The organism is Nesterenkonia sedimenti, from assembly GCF_012641515.1.
GTDB classification, from domain to species: domain Bacteria; phylum Actinomycetota; class Actinomycetes; order Actinomycetales; family Micrococcaceae; genus Nesterenkonia; species Nesterenkonia sedimenti.
On sequence record NZ_JABAHY010000001.1, the window covers coordinates 73,166 to 88,862 of the forward strand.

Sequence of the window (15,697 nt, forward strand, 5' to 3'; positions counted from 1 at the left end):
ATCCTTAAGTGGTCATTGCTGATTATTCGTCGGCAAGTAGCGCATCGAGACGGTCGATCCGTCCCTGCCATATGCGTTCATAGGCGTTGAGGAGGTGCTGGGCCTTCTGAACAGCCTCGGGGTTCCCCCGGATGCGGCGCTCACGACCGCTGCGGTGCTTCGACACGAGCCCAGCTCCTTCCAGGACAGTGATGTGTTTCTGGACGGCCGCGAAGGACATCTCATAGTGGTCGGCCAGATGGGAGATCGTTGCCTCTTCGGTCAGAGTCCGGCGGACGATATCCCGACGAGTGGCATCGGCCAACGCGCGGAAGATCCGGTCCACCTCGTCATCGGAGAGGTCAACGGTCTGTGAGTGAGAATCTTGATATACAACCATTTGGTTTCACGTTAGATGACGACGACGCCACGGTCAAGGGGTCTGGATAAACTGGCTGCGATGAGCATCCGGCAGCTGCGCATTCATGGGGTAGGTGGCTTTCCCGGGCCAGAGCTGTTGGGGCTGGCGGATTCCACAGAGGCCGTCGTCGTCGAGCGCGGATCGGGTCAGGGTCGAGACAGATCCACACTGATCGCCCGCCGGGATCAGCGGCATATCACCGGCTATGGCTGGGGTCACCTGACCTCCGGTTCGCCCTTGCAGCCGCTATGGGTTCTGCTGCTTCCCTTCAGCCTGATCAATACTGCTGGCTGGGCTCATCACCCCACTTCAGAGACCTCAGCCCGGCTGCGTGCCATCCGCGGACTGGTCCACCTCAGTGCTGGGCTGCTCACCAGCAGTTACTTAGTCTGGGTGGCCATTATCTTCGTCGACTACCTCGGCTACCAGGCAACGGCTCAGCTGACTGGAAACAATCCAGGCAGCCCAGTGGTGATACTCGGCACCACTGGGGGAATCCTGCTGACCACCGCAGTGATGGCAGCCCTGATCCTGGTGGCCGGAAACACCCGACGACGCTATGAGGCAAAAGGCCACCGAAGGAACAACGGCAGCTATCAGGCTTGGGGGCTGCGAGAGGACTTCAGCGCACCAAGCTTCTTCGACCACGACCGCAGTATGCTCATCCGCCTACGCTGGCACAGTCTCATCCTGGTCGGCACTTTGGCCGCAGTCCTGGTCTCGGTCCTGTTCAACTGGGGTGAGGCGACCCTCGGGCTGGGGCAGATCTTCATCCTGCTGGGATTGATGCAATTCCTGGTGATCCTGCTGCTGGGCTGTGTCAGTTGGAGAACCAGGGGACAGGGGCCCGGGATTCCGCGTCCGCCGGCGATGCCGGCAGCCGCTGTGACCCTGGCAGTAGCACTGACCAACGGGGTCTTCTCCGGCTTCGCTCTGCTGACCGCCCAGGTGGCAGGCATCGAATGGGAACACTGGGGGCAGGAGCTGGCCCTGATCGAGTCCTTTGTCATCACCACAGGGGTCTGGGCGGTGCTGCTGACCGGTTGGTTGCTCTTCTGGTGCTCCCGGGGTCGGGCACAGGAGCTTCCCGAGCGCACAACAGCCGAAGAGCAAACTCCCGATGGCGTGAGTCCCCGGTTCCGACGCCGCATCGCCATCCGACGGGGCCTGGCCCAGGGGGCGCACCGGGCGTCGGTGCTGCTGGTGCTCTTTGCAGCAACCTTCCTCATTTCCGGGATTGCCGCCGGCGCCCTGCGTTTCGAACCAGTCAGTGCCACTGACTGGCTGCAGGCCCCGCAGCAGGGGGTCCTGGTGGGTATCGCCATGGTGGTGCTGCCAGGTTTGGCGGTGGCGAGTATGGCCCTGATCTATCTCTCCACCACGCGGAGAACCTTGCGCCGGACTGTCGCCATTATCTGGGACGTGCTGACCTTCTGGCCCCGCCGCTTCCACCCCTTCGCGGTCCGGCCCTACTCCGAACGAGTCGTCCCGGAGTTTCAGGAGCATATCCGTAAGGCTGTTCAGGAGGCAGGCGGCGTCGTCGTCTCTGCCCACAGTCAGGGATCGGTTATCGCCTTCGCCTCATTGGCTCCGCTGCCAGAAGAAGTAGTCCAGAGGGTGGCTTTGGTGACCTATGGGTCCCCGGTGAGCACCCTGTACGGTCAGATTTTTCCGGCCTACTGCGGAAGTGGGGCGGTCCGTGACCTGCATCAGCATCTGGGAACCGGCCCCGGGTGGAAGAACCTCTACCGGCTTACTGACGCCATCGGCGGTCCGGTTATCCAACAGATGGACCCCACAATGGATCAGGAGCTGCCTGATCCTGCCGAGGAAACAGTCTCAGGTGGTGGCAGCCAGGCCGAGGTCCGCACGGAATTGGAAGCACCGCGTCAGCCATGGTCGGAGATTGCCGGGCACGGTGATTATCGACGAGAAGAGGCCTATCACCAGGCCGTGGAGGAGTTCGCCGACAAACTGCTGAATCCCGGGACAGAAAATTAATTCTCCCCAGACTGTCGATCTGGATGCAGCTGGTGCGTCATGATGGTGTCGGGCGAGCCCGCTCGACATTCACTGGCCCCGAGAAATGGGGATGAGTTGAGGAGAAATCATGAAATATGCACTGTTGCTGATGGGCCGTCTTGATGACCCAAACTGCGGTGAGGAGGGCGGCGCCGACCCCGAAGAGTTCTTCGCCTTCGACAAGGAGATCACCGAGGCCGGGGTGGTGGTCACCTCCTTCGCACTCGAAGACCCCGAACACGCGGTCAAAGTCGAAACTGACGCAGCAGGGGAACTGGTCACCTCATCAGGACCCTTCGCTGAGGTTCAGGAATTCGTGGGTGGAAGCTACATCATCGACGTTCCCGATATCGACGCCGCCATCACCTGGGCGAAGAAGAGTCCCGGCGCGAAGCCCGGCGGGCATGTTGAGGTCCGCCCGGTAGCACCCTACTGATGCAGACCCACCGGGTCCTGGAAGACCTCGGCGCAGACGGGCGCAGCCGGGTGCTTGCCACATTGGCCAAGCACTTCGGCGACCTCGACTTCGCCGAGGAAATGCTCCAGGAGGCACTGGTCCAGGCACTGCGCATCTGGCCCGAACGTGGCATGCCCCGGGTCCCCGAGGCCTGGCTGACTACCGCGGCCAAGCGCAAAGGAGTCGATGCCATCCGTCGGGACCAGGCCATGGTTCTGGTCCTGGGGTTTCAAGACCGGGTGAGTGCAGGCGAAGAACAGACCCAGGCGCGGTTAGCGCGTGTCTACGACCCACTAGATCCGGACCGGAGCGATCTCGATGCCTATATAGAGCTCGTCAAAGATGAAAATGCAGACCAGGTACTCGACGTCGGCTGTGGCACCGGCACCCTAGCGGTCATGCTCGCGCGCAGCGGTATCCAAGTTGTGGGGTTCGACCCCGCGGCTGCTTCTGTCGATGTCGCCCGAACTAAGACTGATTCGAATCTTGTGGAGTGGGTTATCGGGACAGCAGAGGATGTGGCCAGAGAGCCCTCCTATCTGCGCAGATTCGACGTCGCCACTATGACTGCCAATGTGGCACAAGTCTTCCTGGAAGATGCGGACTGGCATGCGACGCTGAGGAGTATTCGGCAATGCCTCAAACCTGGCGGGCTACTCGCATTCGAAACCAGGAATCCCGAGGTGCGGGCATGGAAGAACTGGACCAAAGAAAACACCTGGCAGCGGGTGGAGATCGAAGGTGAAGGCGCCGTCGAGGAATGGAAAGTCGTTACCAAGGTCGATGGCGAACTGGTCTCTTTTGAATCGCCGACTATCTTCCACTCGGATGGCCAGCGACTTGTCTCGTATTCGACCCTGCGTTTCCGTACAGAAGTGGTTCTGCGCCAGAACCTTGAAGAAGCAGGTTTCACCACTGTCGAATTTCAGCCCTTGCCATTTGCCCCAGAGCGATCCTGGCTGATCACGGCTCGTGCCTGAGTGGTTCAGTGGGTGATTCGGTAGTGGGTGGTGTGCAGGTTGCTCTGCTCTCCAGGAGGCGAATGGTTCACCGGGTGGAGTGAGTATTTGGTCGCGCTGCCGCTGAGCAGGCGGGTTCCCTGTCCGAGAAACAGCGGAGCGGTCGCGATGGTGACCTCATCAAGAATTCCGGCCTCTAAACACTGCCGGGCGATATCTGCTCCGATCACGTTGACCGTGCCATCGGGGCCGGCCGCTTCGCGTGCTGTGGCTATGGCATCGTCAAAAGTGTTGCTGATAAGGAATCCAGCAGGTGGGTCCTCCACAGCACGATTGGTGAGGAGCACCTGAGGGCCATGCCATTGCCCTTCGAAGGTCCCCTCCTGTTCGGCGTCACCGGCATGGGGGTCATCGCCGTCGAAACTCCTCCGGCCCATAAGAACTGCTGTGATGCGAGGGATGAGCGCCGAAATGATGGGATCAGGGCCATCCTCCAGATATGGCAGCAGCCAGGACATATCGCCATCAGGGCCGGCGATGTAGCCGTCGGCAGAGGCTGTCACCGAGTAAATGAAGGCAGTCATGCGGGAACACCTTCCTGGGGAACCTGCGGGGTGTAGGTGAGAAGTGCATTTCCACTGGGGAATGTCGTGGCGCTGGTAGTGATCAAGGGGACTCGGCGCCCAAGCCCTTCAAAAAGTTTGGTGCCCGCACCCAGTGCCACAGGGTTGATCAGAATCCGTAATTCATCGAGCAGTGCCTGCTCGAGCAACTGGGCAGCCAGGGTGGGACTGCCGAAGACTGCGATGTCGTCGTCGTGAGTTTCTTTCAGAGTGGTCACGGCATCCTTGAGGTTTTTGCCATCGACCGGTTTCGCGCCATTCCACACTGGTAGGGACTCCGGTCGGCTGGTCACCACATGCTTGGGGGTCTCACGCATGAACTCTGCGATCTTTGGAAAATCGTTGAAGGCCGCCTCGGAGGGCCAGAAGTCAGCGAAGTGGTCATAGGTGTTACGTCCCAGAAGCATGGCTGAGACTCTGGGGTTATGGCGGGCCTCGGGATTGTTCCAGGTGAAGACTTCAGGCTCCGCAGTGCTCCAGTCGAGTCGTTTCTGTCCGTCCTCGATAAAGCCGTCCACGGAACAGACGATGAAAGCAAAGGCCTGTGAGGGGCTGCCTGGTGTTGCGTCTGTTGTCATGAGTCAGTCCATCCTCGGGTGCACGGTGGTGGAGCCATAGGCCAAATGCGGCATTCTTGCGGCCAACTGGCGAGCTTCAGCATCAGATCCCACGGCAATGGCATGCACGGCGAAGACCACCTGGGACCCGGTATGGGCTTCGGTGACACCAAGGGCGGCGGTGGCTTCATTGAGCGCCCAGCCCTCGACGAGCTGCCCGGCCTCCCGGAGCTCCTTGTCGATCTGGGCCCAGATCCGCATCTCGGCATCAAGTTCGGCTGTGCCCTCCTGCGGTCCAGTGCCGGGGGTGTACCGATGAATCAGGACGTGTGTGGGCGAAGACATGGGATTCTCCTCTCAGCTATCCGGTTGCATTATGCAACTGGTGTGACCATCGCATCATAACTGGATGTAAACTGCAAGCAGTTTTAGAAAGTTTGAGGTCAGGAGATCTGCATGGAGTCCGAGCACAGGTCAGGCTGCCCCATCAACCTCTCCTTGGAGGTATTGGGTGACAGCTGGTCGCTCATCGTCATCCGCGACATCATGTTCGGCAACCGTAGGCACTACCGCCAGCTGCTCAATGAGTCCGAGGAGGGGATTGCCTCCAATATCCTCAATGACCGCCTCAAGCGGCTCACCGCCAATGGGCTGGTGAGCAAGGAACCGGATCCAGCCCATAAACAGCGTCAGCTCTACAGTCTCACCGAGCAGTCCATCCAACTTGTGCCGGTCATTGCCCAACTCGGGGCCTGGGGGAGGAAGTTCCTGCCGGTCAGCCCCGAGTTGAGTATCCGAGCCAAAGTCATGGAGGAGGGCGGGCCCCAGCTTTGGGCTGATTTCATGGATGAACTGCGCGTCATGCACCTCGGTGCGCCCCGAGGCATTGAGAAGTCTGTATTCGAGCAGTTGGAGGAGGCTTACCAGCGAGAGGTCGCAGCCCAGGACAGGGGTTAGGTCTCCCTTGGCTCATGGTAGTGCGCGGGCCCCGCGCATTGGGGAGAGGCCGATGACCACCGCTGCTGCGGTGAAGACAGCGATGATTGCCCATAGGGTTCCGTGGTATCCGATCACCCCGGCCAGTACCCCGCCGAGCAGGGCCCCGATCACCGCCATAGACCGATTTGCCGAACGCATGGTGGCATGCATCCGCCCCAGGAGATGAGCCGGGGTCACCGCCTGGCAGTAACCCATCTCATTGGGGTCCTCGAACCCCATGCAGAAACCGTAGAGTGCTTGGGCAAAGCACAGCATGACCAGTCCCCACACCGGATCCTGCGGAGCCAGGGCCACGACAGCCCAACTCACCGGGTAGAGCATCCGGGCCGCGATCACAGCATTGCCTTCACCGATTCTGCGGCCGATCCTCGGAGCAACTAATGCGCCCAGTAACCCCGTCACGCCTGCCAGGGCTAGGGTGATGCCGTAGAGAAAGGGACTCAGTCCCAGATGTCTCAGGGCGAAGAGAGCAAAGACCGTCACCGCCGCGCTATTGGCCAGAAACCAGATATGGGTCGAAATGGCCAAGGGGGTCAATGTGCGATGCCGGTACAGAAAAGCCATACCGGCGCGGATATCCCGCCAGATACTGCGTTTGACCGCCGACGATGCCGATTTCTCCGAGGGCGTCGGGGTATCAGCGCCTGCTGGACTCGGCTTCATCCGGGCATAGAGCACCGCCGAGAGCAGATATCCCACGGAGCTGGCCATAAGACTGGCTGCTGCCCCAATAGTGCTGACCAGCCCGCCACCCAGTGGCGGACCGGAGGTCTGTGCCGCGGTCATTGACTGACCCAGCCGGGCATTGGCGCTGACCAGCTCATCGCGCCGAACAAGCGAGGGCAGCACTGGCTGCTGAGCCGCAGCCGTAAATACTCCGAAACCACCAGTGATGAACAGGGCAACTGCCACCGCGGCCAGGTTGAGACTGCCGGACCACCACAGAACGGGAATGACCGATAAGGCGATGCCACTGCCTGCTGTAGTGGCAATGAGTACCGGTTTCTTCCGCCACCGATCGATGAGCGCACCAGCGATGAGGCCGACCAACAGATAAGGGAGGAACTGAACAGCTCGAATAACGCCGACCTCTGCCTCCGATGCGCCCAGCTCATTGATCACCAGGGCATCGACAGCCACTGTGGTCATCGCCGCGGCGAAGAATGTCAGACTGCTGCCGGACCAGAATCTTGCGAAGGCAGGGCGGCGCAGAGGCTCCATGGGAGACGGGCTGCTCTGGTCCTGCCGCATATCCGTATCGGCGTCCTTTTCGGCACTGTGCTGAGTAGCTTCAGCCTACAGTTGGATCCAGCAGCTGGACCTGGGCAGCCCCGGGCTCGTTCCATCGGAACAGCACCAGATGCCAGAGGCCGGGGGCCTTCCGTGAGGGATCCACCAACCCTTGGGCGCCGCGCTCTTCGAGTTCCCGACGAACCCTCCAGGAGGATGGTTCTATCCCAGCTGCCACCAGCTGTTTCCACTCCGCAGTTGCATCTCCCAGACGGAGACCCGCCACGGCACGGCTTTCGGCATCGCGCAGGTCGAAGATTCCCGATGCCTGCACAGAGACCTCCACCAGGGTGAGCCCGGCAGAGTGCTGATCCCGGTGGGCGATCATGGCCGCCTCAACTCCATCGGGTGTTGAACTCAAATACAGAGTCGGCTGGTCAGCCCGCGAGTACCGGCCCGGATTTCGTGAACCTGACAGGGCGTAGTCCCGGTACTGGGGGTCCACGGCACGGTAGAAGGTGCCCTCCAGCGTGATCAGAGGTAGAGGATCACTGGTCATGACCCAGAACCCTGTGCGGTGACCAGCACGAGGGAACCGTCGAAGTGTGGCCTCTGGCGCAGGTATCCATACTGCTGATCCCAGTGGCCTGAATCGAGGTCCCGGCGCAGTGCCGACTCCGCTTCTGCAGTCTCCGCTTCTAAGAGGAAGCTCCACGCCGAACAGGAGCGACGCGCCGCCGGATCCAACAGCATCTCGGGCCGCCCGTAATAGGCCTCATTGAACCCATCAGCACACTGCAGCGGTATCGGCAGGGCGGTGGTCTCAACCTCTCCGCCCAATGCCTCGGCAATGGTGCTGATCCGGGGATAGCGTTTGGCCTCGGTCTCAATGACCTTCGGGGCGTAGTGGTTCAGCCAGAACCTGTCCAGCAGCGCAGGGTCACAGGTCAAAATCACAATGGGCCCTGTAGTGACCCGGCGGATCTCGCTGAGCCCCTGATTGAGGTCCGCCCATTGATGAACGGAGAAAGTGGTCATGGCAGCATCAAAGGCCCCGTCAGCCAAGGGAAGGTTCTCGGCTGCGGCATCCACAGCCGCCGATAGGCCCACTGGGCGCTGATCGCGCATGGCCGCAGAAGGTTCCACTGCGGTGACTCGACGGTCCCGCGGCTCATAGGAACCTGCTCCTGCCCCTACGTTGAGAACTGTCTCGGCACCGCCGAGTGCCTGAGAAATGGCCGCCTCAAATTCCGGCTCGGGGCGCCGGTAGTTCCGGTACCCCTGGCCGATACGGCTGTAGTCGGCGTCGCCGGCCGATCCATCACGGTATTGACGCTCCATATAGGTGATCCTTCCATGAGGGGGATATGGCAGGTAGATGAAACCTTCGGGGAGTCGCCGATGCTCACAGGGCCTAGTTGACTCCCTCTGCGTTTCAGGGAAGGGGGCTGGTAATCCGATGCTGAAACTTCGGGGGGAGTCCTCGGCCGGATGGGCAGCGTTTCAGCTCCCCAGAAGTTTCAATCGCTGGTGTCTCAAGGGAGTGCTGGAAGCCCTTTGTGGATACTGGCATATGCGCCCACGGATTAACGCTGAGACCACCGCGCTGAGCGGCGAAGCTCAGCACCGCATAACCATTAGGATGGACAGGTGACTCCTGAAGAACTCTCCGCTCTAGTCAAAACCACTCTGACCGAGGCAGTTGCCGCAGGCGACGTCGTCCTGGATTCCATCCCAGATGAGGTGCGAGTGGAGCGACCTAAGAGTCGCGATCACGGGGACTGGGCCACCAATATTGCCCTGCAGCTGGCCAAGAAGGCAGGAACCAACCCCCGGCAGCTGGCCGAGATCATCGCTACCCGGCTCAACGAGCATGAGGGCATCTCCGCCGTCGAGATCGCCGGACCCGGGTTCATCAACATCACCTTGGATGCCGCCGCAGCCGGCCAGCTCGCCCAGCAGATCGTTGAAGCAGGGGACAGCTACGGCCATAACGAAGCTCTGGTGGGACACACCATCAACCTGGAATACGTCTCCGCCAACCCCACCGGCCCCCTGCATATGGGCCACACCCGCTGGGCCGCCGTCGGAGACGCCATCGCCCGAGTGCTGCGTGCCTCCGGTGCCGAGCTGACCACCGAGTACTACATCAACGACGCCGGCAACCAGATGAACGTCTTCGCAGACTCCGTGCTGGCTGCCGTCCACGGCGAGCCCACCCCCGAGGGCGGCTACCCGGGCCAGTACATCCAGGACCTGGCAGCCCAGATCACTGCAGAGCGGCCCGAGATCAAGGACCTCCCCCGGGATGAGGCGCTGCCGGTGGTCCGCGAACTGGCCTACTCCGGCCAGCTGGCCCAGATCCGGAAGACCCTGGAAGATTTCCACATCGCCTTCGACCTGTGGTTCTCCGAGAAGACGCTGCACGACGGCGGCAAGATCGACGACGCCGTAGCGACCCTGCGCGAACAGGGGCATGTCTACGATAAGGACGGTGCGGTGTTCCTGCGCACCACCGACTTCGGCGATGACAAGGACCGGGTGCTCATCAAGGCTGATGGGGAGAAGACCTATTTCGCCGCCGATGCCGCCTACTACCTCTCCAAGCGGGAGCGCGGCTTCACCGAGAAGATCTATCTCCTCGGTGCCGATCACCACGGCTACATCGGGCGCCTGAAGGCCATTGCCGCATGTGCCGGTGATGACCCCGAGACGAACATCGAAATCCTCATCGGCCAGATGATCAGCGTCAAAGGGGCCCGGCTCTCCAAGCGCGCCGGGAACATGATCCTGCTCGAGGAGCTCATCGAATGGCTGGGCGCCGATGCGCTGCGCTACACCCTGGCGCGCTACCCCACCGACTCGCCCCTGGATGTCGACCCCGAGCTGCTGCAGTCGAAGACTAATGACAACCCGGTCTTCTACGTCCAATACGCCCATGCCCGAGCATGCAACGCCGCGCGCAATGCCGAGGCTCATGGGGTGGACCGCTCAAGCTTCGACGCCGGACAGCTGAGCCACGAGCGGGAAGAAGAACTGCTGGCCCACCTCGCCTCCTTCCCGAATACCGTGGCCCGAGCCGCCGAGCTGCGCGAACCCCACCGGGTCGCTCGCTATCTGGAGGACCTCGCCTCGGCCTACCACGCCTGGTACGCCAAATGCCGGATCGCCCCCAGCACCTCCGAATCCGGAGAGACCGAACCGGTCAGCGATCTGCACCGCGGCCGACTCTGGCTCAATGACGCCGCCGTCCAGGTGCTGCGCAACGGCCTGGCACTGCTGGGCGTCACCGCCCCGGAAAAGATGTGAGGCAGCCTGCGATGACCGCCAACAACAGCCAAGCACACCCCCTGGCCCCTGAATGGCTCAGCCCCCGCACCGACACCGCGGATCTCGAGGAGAAACTCTTCCCCGCCGACGCCGAGCGCGGCCCCAACGGGGAACTGACCATCGGCGGAGTGAGTGTCACCGAACTCGCCGAAACCTACGGCACCCCGCTCTATGTGCTCTCCGAAACCGAGTTCCGCAACCGGGCCCGGGCTTTCCGAGAGGCATTCAGCGCCGCCTTCGCCCCGGAGGCTGAGGTCGATGTCTTCTACGCCGGCAAAGCCTTCCTCTCCACCCACGCCGCACGCTGGGCCGATGAAGAGGGCCTCTGCGTGGACACCGCCAGCGGGGGAGAGCTGGCCATCGCCCTGACCGCCGGGGTCAACCCCCGCCGGATCGGCCTGCATGGGAACAATAAATCCGACCAGGAGATCCGCCGAGCCCTCCAGGCAGGTATCGGCCGGCTGATCGCCGACTCCCTGGAGGAGATCCACCGTATCTCCGCCATCGCCGTCGAACTCGGCACCACCGCCCCGGTCATGCTGCGGCTGACCCCCGGGGTCCACGCCTCCACCCATGACTACATCGCCACCGCACATGAGGATCAGAAGTTCGGGCTGTCCCTGACCCCGGTACCCGGTACAGCTGCCGAAGAAGCCAATCCTTATGCGGGCTCACCGGCCTGGGCTGCGGTCAACGCCGCCCGCGAGGCCGCCGGTGTGGAACTTATCGGCCTGCACTGCCATATCGGTTCACAGATCTTCGAGCCCACCGGTTTTGAGCTCGCCGCCCAGAAGCTCATCAAGTTCCTGGCCCAGATCCGTGCGGTCCACGGTGTCGAACTGCCCGAGCTCGATCTCGGCGGTGGCCACGGCATCGCCTACACCGAGGCCGATACCCCGCGCGATCCCCAGGAGATCGCCCAGGCCCTGGCAGCCACTGTGAAGGCCGCCTGCGGCGAGCACCAGCTGAGCCTGCCGCGGATCAGCATCGAACCCGGCCGCAGTATCGTCGGCCCCGCCGGTATCACCCTCTACACCGCCGGAACCACCAAGGACGTCGTCGTCGAAGATGGGCTCACCCGCCGCTACATCGCCGTCGACGGCGGTATGGGGGATAACGCCCGGCCCGTGCTCTACGACGCCGACTACTCCGCGGTGTTGGCCTCCCGGAACATCACCGGAGAACACGATCTGTCTCGCATTGTGGGCAAGCACTGCGAGTCCGGGGACATCGTCGTCAGAAACGTATACTTGCCCTCGGCTGTCACCCGCGGAGATATCCTCGCGGTGCCTGCCACCGGCGCCTACTGCCACTCGCTGTCCAGCAACTACAACTACCTCACCCGGCCAGCGGTAGTTGCTGTGAACAACGGAGACGCCCACCTGCTGATCCGCCGCGAGACAGAGGAGCAGATGCTGGCTCGGGACACCGGCTACACCGCACCGGCCTGAGCTGAAATCCTGTCGGCTACTTTCATCAATGGAACAACAGTAGAGGTGATAATGGCCCCCGCAACGCTCCCCGAGGATGCGATCACTATCGGCCTGCTCGGCGCCGGCAATGTCGGCGCCCAGGTGGCCCGGACTCTGGTGGAGGAGCGCGAGCTCATCTCTGCCCGCGTAGGCACCCCAGTGCGGCTTACCGGAGTCGCCGTCCGCGACCCCGAGGCGCCACGGGACTGGAAGATTCCCGGGGAACTGATCACCACCGATGCCGAGGCACTGGTGGACGAAGTCGACCTCGTCGTCGAACTCATCGGCGGTATGGAACCGGCCGGGGAACTCATTGAACGCGCCCTGCGCCGTGGCGCGGCAGTGGTCACCGGCAATAAGGCCCTGCTGGCCAGCCGTGGTGCGGAACTCAACGCCATCGCCGCCGAGACCGGGGCAGCCCTGCGCTTTGAGGCCAGTGTCGGTGGAGCCATCCCGATCCTGCGCCCGGTGGAGGAATCGCTCTCCGGTGACCGGATCACCAAAGTGATGGGCATCGTCAACGGCACCACCAACTACATCCTCGATCAGATGGACACCACCGGGGCAGCCTTCGACGACGCCCTGGCCGAGGCCCAGAAGCTCGGCTACGCCGAGGCCGACCCCACCGCCGATGTCGAAGGGCATGACGCCGCCGCCAAGGCAGCCATCCTCGGCACCCTGGCATTCCACGCACCCTTCAGCTTCGACGAGGTTTACTGCGAGGGCATCTCCGCCGTCACCCAGGACGATATCGAAGCCGCAGCAGCCTCCGGGTATGTCATCAAACTGCTGGCCATCGCCGAAAAACAGGCAGATGGCGCAGTGCTGCGCGTGCACCCGACCCTGCTGCCGCGCACCCACCCCCTGGCCAGTGTCCGGGGCGCGTTCAACGCAGTCTTTGTCGTCGCCGAAAATGCCGGCGAGCTGATGTTCTACGGCCAGGGCGCAGGTGGTCTGCCCACCTCCAGCGCCATCATGGGCGATGTGGTCTCGGTGGCACGCCGGCTGCGCACTCCGGTAGCCGAGAGCCCCGGGGTCTCCGATGCGGTCAACCTCGCACCTCTGCCCATCGAGCGGGCCACCACCCAGTACTACATCGATATGGACGTCGCCGATAAAGAAGGTGTCATCGCCGAGATCGCCCAGGTCCTGGCCGCCCACCGGGTCTCCATTGAGTCCATGCGCCAGCCCGGCTCGGTCACCGTCGAAGGTGAGGTTGAGGACAGCGACAACGGTGCTAAGGTCCAGATCGTCACCCACCTGGCCAGTGAGAAGGACCTCCATGAGACGGTCCAGGAACTGCGGGACCTCGATGTGGTCAAAACCGTCAACTCCGTGCTGCGCGTAGAAGTGGAGAAATAAGCACATGGCACACCAATGGCGCGGGGTCATCCGCGAATACTTCGACCGGCTGCCCGTCGAAGACGGCGACCGGATCATCACCCTCGGCGAAGGCGGCACCCCACTGGTGCACGCCCCAGCCCTCTCCGAGCTGGTCGACGGTGAAGTTCACCTCAAAGTCGAAGGAATGAATCCCACCGGATCCTTCAAAGACCGCGGTATGACCATGGCCATCACCTCAGCGGTGGCCGACGGCGCCAAAGCCGTGGTCTGCGCCTCCACCGGCAACACCTCGGCCTCGGCCGCCGCCTACGCCACCCAGGCCGGGCTGACCTGCGCCGTTCTGGTCCCCGCGGGCAAAATCGCGATGGGCAAACTCTCCCAGGCAATCGCCCACGGGGCCGAGCTGATCCAGATCGACGGCAACTTCGACGGCTGCCTGGATGTCGCGCGCAAACTCTCGGAGAACTACCCCGTCTTCCTGGTGAACTCAGTGAATCCCTCCCGGATCGAGGGGCAGAAGACCGCGGCCTTCGAAGTCGTCGACTTCCTCGGCGAAGCACCGGACTATCACCTGCTGCCGGTGGGCAATGCCGGAAACATCACCGCCTACTGGAAGGGCTACCGGGAGTACTACGAGGACGGCCTCGCCTCCGCCCTGCCCACCATGTGGGGGTTCCAGGCAGCAGGCTCGGCCCCGATCGTGGCCGGTCACCCCATCACCGAGCCCGAAACGGTGGCCACCGCCATCCGGATCGGCAACCCCGCCTCCTGGGAGAAGGCCGAGGCCGCCCGGGACGAATCCGGCGGTGTCATCGAGGCAGTCACCGATGAGGAGATCCTCTCCGCCCACCGGTGGCTCTCCGCCAAAGAAGGTGTGTTCGTGGAGCCGGCCTCAGCCTCGGGTGTGGCAGGTCTGATCAAGAAGCATGCCGCCGGTGAGGTCCCGGCAGGCAAGCGCTGGGTGATCACCGTGACCGGGCATGGGCTGAAGGACCCCGACTGGGCCCTGCAGAACGCAGGCTACGACGACGCCGCTCCCACCCAGGTGCCCCAGGATGTGGAGACTGTGGCCCGGACCCTGGGGTTGTGATCTGTCGATGACTACACATCTGGGACAACTCGGCCAGGGCCTCACCCCCGATGCCGCTGCCGGTGCAGCAGCTGAGCCGCTGCGCGAACCCCTTGATGCGCCCCTACAGTTCAGCCTGAAGGTTCCTGCCACCAGCGCCAACCTCGGCCCCGGCTATGACACCCTGGGCCTGGCCCTGGAGTGGCGAGACGAGATCCGAGTCCAGGCCCGCCCACGCCGGAACCCGGAGAACCCCCAGATCAGCGTGGTGGTCGAGGGTGAAGGTGCAGGTGCGCTGCCCACCGACGCCTCCCATCTGGTAGTCACCGCCGTGGAACGGATCCTAGCCGCACGCGGCTATTGGCTGCCTGATCTGCAGGTGACCGCGCAGAACACCATCCCGCACTCCAGGGGACTGGGCTCATCGGCTGCAGCGATCGCCACGGCCGTGCTGACCGCCCACCAGCTGATCCCCGAGGGGCTCACCGAGGATGAGCAGCTGCAGATCGGATCCCGGATCGAAGGCCACCCGGATAACTATGTCCCGGCACTGCGCGGGGGAGTGGCAGTCTCCTGGCTGGCCGGTGCTGCACCCGAGCCCGAGTTCAAGACGGCGGCGCTGACCCCGCACCCACAGCTGCGCTGTGTGGTCGCCGTCCCGGACTTCGAACAGTCCACCCAGGCTGCACGGGATGTCCTGCCCGGAAGCGTTCCCCATGATCAGGCGGCCAAGAACAGCTCCCGGGCTGCCCTGCTGGTCCACGCCATCAGCTCGGCCCCGGAACTGCTGCTGGATGCCACCGAGGATTATCTGCACCAGGAGTACCGGCGTTCAGCCTTCCCCCTGTCGATGTCCTTGGTGGACGAACTGCGTGCGGCAGGATATGCGGCAGTGATCTCCGGTGCCGGTCCGGCAGTGTTGATCTTCACCCACCGGGATAACGCCGAAGAGGTCGTCGAAGCAGTCAAGGCCTTCAACACCGGCACCGCGCGGGACACGGGCCGGACATTCCAGCCCCGGAATCTGCCAATAGCGGGCACAGGTGCTACAGTGGAGGAACTGCGGTGATCGTAGGTATCACCGAGTAGCTTTCGCGCAGATCGCGCTCTCCCAGACCGGGCTGAATCGTTGAACCGCACTCTCCTGGAGCGTGCACAGCCCCGTGTGTCATGAGGGGAATTCTTGTAACGCATTGACGCGAAAGACTGACATGAAAACCGTTGGCCGCATCTGA

Annotated in this window: 16 protein-coding genes; 9 read left to right on the forward strand and 7 right to left on the reverse strand. The window is 62.9% G+C overall.

All coding sequences use genetic code 11. The features are described 5' to 3' along the window. Positions 1 to 22: 22 nt before the first annotated feature. A complete protein-coding gene (locus HGQ17_RS00440; RefSeq protein WP_168886004.1) occupies positions 23 to 379 on the reverse strand; it encodes an ArsR/SmtB family transcription factor in 357 nt (118 codons plus the stop codon). Positions 380 to 439: 60 nt separating this feature from the next. Here HGQ17_RS00440 and HGQ17_RS00445 point away from each other — a divergent pair, with 60 nt between their 5' ends. From HGQ17_RS00445 to HGQ17_RS00455, 3 genes are all read left to right on the forward strand, one after another. Next, on the forward strand, positions 440 to 2,401 hold the full coding sequence (locus HGQ17_RS00445) for a hypothetical protein (RefSeq protein ID WP_168886005.1): 1,962 nt from the start codon (positions 440 to 442) through the stop codon (positions 2,399 to 2,401). Between the two features lie 109 nt (positions 2,402 to 2,510). After that, complete coding sequence (locus tag HGQ17_RS00450; RefSeq protein ID WP_168886006.1) at positions 2,511 to 2,858, forward strand: YciI family protein; 348 nt, start codon at positions 2,511 to 2,513, stop codon at positions 2,856 to 2,858. Next, entirely contained in the window at positions 2,858 to 3,859 is a 1,002-nt protein-coding gene (locus HGQ17_RS00455; protein WP_168886007.1) for a class I SAM-dependent methyltransferase, read from the forward strand. Before HGQ17_RS00450 ends, HGQ17_RS00455 begins: the two co-directional genes overlap by 1 nt. Before the next feature lie 5 nt (positions 3,860 to 3,864). On the opposite strand, the gene HGQ17_RS00460 is transcribed toward HGQ17_RS00455, so the two are convergent. The 3 genes from HGQ17_RS00460 to HGQ17_RS00470 are packed head-to-tail and all read right to left on the reverse strand — an operon-like array spanning position 3,865 to position 5,363. Next, the gene (locus HGQ17_RS00460) at positions 3,865 to 4,422 is read right to left on the reverse strand and encodes a dihydrofolate reductase family protein (RefSeq protein WP_168886008.1); all 558 of its coding nucleotides are present in this window, start codon (positions 4,420 to 4,422) and stop codon (positions 3,865 to 3,867) included. Next, the gene (locus tag HGQ17_RS00465; protein ID WP_168886009.1) at positions 4,419 to 5,039 is read right to left on the reverse strand and encodes a dihydrofolate reductase family protein; all 621 of its coding nucleotides are present in this window, start codon (positions 5,037 to 5,039) and stop codon (positions 4,419 to 4,421) included. The genes HGQ17_RS00460 and HGQ17_RS00465 overlap by 4 nt, the downstream gene beginning before the upstream one ends. 3 nt (positions 5,040 to 5,042) lie before the next feature. Then, a complete protein-coding gene (locus HGQ17_RS00470) occupies positions 5,043 to 5,363 on the reverse strand; it encodes a YciI family protein (RefSeq protein ID WP_168886010.1) in 321 nt (106 codons plus the stop codon). A gap of 111 nt (positions 5,364 to 5,474) precedes the next feature. Here HGQ17_RS00470 and HGQ17_RS00475 point away from each other — a divergent pair, with 111 nt between their 5' ends. Further along, positions 5,475 to 5,975: a winged helix-turn-helix transcriptional regulator gene (locus tag HGQ17_RS00475; protein ID WP_168886011.1), complete on the forward strand. Its 501-nt coding sequence runs from the start codon at positions 5,475 to 5,477 to the stop codon at positions 5,973 to 5,975. A 12-nt stretch (positions 5,976 to 5,987) separates the two neighbouring features. Here the strand turns inward: HGQ17_RS00475 and HGQ17_RS00480 are convergent, their stop codons facing one another. From HGQ17_RS00480 to HGQ17_RS00490, 3 genes are read right to left on the reverse strand one after another with little or no spacing between them, the layout of a single operon-like run. Continuing rightward, complete coding sequence (locus HGQ17_RS00480; protein ID WP_168886012.1) at positions 5,988 to 7,268, reverse strand: MFS transporter; 1,281 nt, start codon at positions 7,266 to 7,268, stop codon at positions 5,988 to 5,990. Between the two features lie 40 nt (positions 7,269 to 7,308). Beyond that, a complete protein-coding gene (locus tag HGQ17_RS00485) occupies positions 7,309 to 7,806 on the reverse strand; it encodes an RES family NAD+ phosphorylase (protein WP_168886013.1) in 498 nt (165 codons plus the stop codon). Beyond that, positions 7,803 to 8,588, reverse strand: coding sequence for a class I SAM-dependent methyltransferase (locus tag HGQ17_RS00490; RefSeq protein WP_168886014.1), 786 nt, complete (start codon positions 8,586 to 8,588; stop codon positions 7,803 to 7,805). Before HGQ17_RS00490 ends, HGQ17_RS00485 begins: the two co-directional genes overlap by 4 nt. Before the next feature lie 309 nt (positions 8,589 to 8,897). On the opposite strand from HGQ17_RS00490, the gene argS reads away from it, so the two are divergent. From argS to thrB, 5 genes are read left to right on the forward strand one after another with little or no spacing between them, the layout of a single operon-like run. Then, positions 8,898 to 10,556, forward strand: coding sequence for an arginine--tRNA ligase (argS, locus tag HGQ17_RS00495; protein WP_168886015.1), 1,659 nt, complete (start codon positions 8,898 to 8,900; stop codon positions 10,554 to 10,556). Positions 10,557 to 10,567: 11 nt separating this feature from the next. Next, positions 10,568 to 12,028, forward strand: coding sequence for a diaminopimelate decarboxylase (gene lysA, locus HGQ17_RS00500; protein ID WP_168886016.1), 1,461 nt, complete (start codon positions 10,568 to 10,570; stop codon positions 12,026 to 12,028). Positions 12,029 to 12,079: 51 nt separating this feature from the next. Next, positions 12,080 to 13,411, forward strand: coding sequence for a homoserine dehydrogenase (locus HGQ17_RS00505; protein ID WP_168886017.1), 1,332 nt, complete (start codon positions 12,080 to 12,082; stop codon positions 13,409 to 13,411). Between the two features lie 4 nt (positions 13,412 to 13,415). Then, on the forward strand, positions 13,416 to 14,483 hold the full coding sequence (thrC, locus tag HGQ17_RS00510; RefSeq protein ID WP_168886018.1) for a threonine synthase: 1,068 nt from the start codon (positions 13,416 to 13,418) through the stop codon (positions 14,481 to 14,483). 7 nt (positions 14,484 to 14,490) lie between these two features. Then, complete coding sequence (gene thrB, locus HGQ17_RS00515; protein WP_168886019.1) at positions 14,491 to 15,531, forward strand: homoserine kinase; 1,041 nt, start codon at positions 14,491 to 14,493, stop codon at positions 15,529 to 15,531. The last annotated feature ends 166 nt before the right edge of the window (positions 15,532 to 15,697 follow it).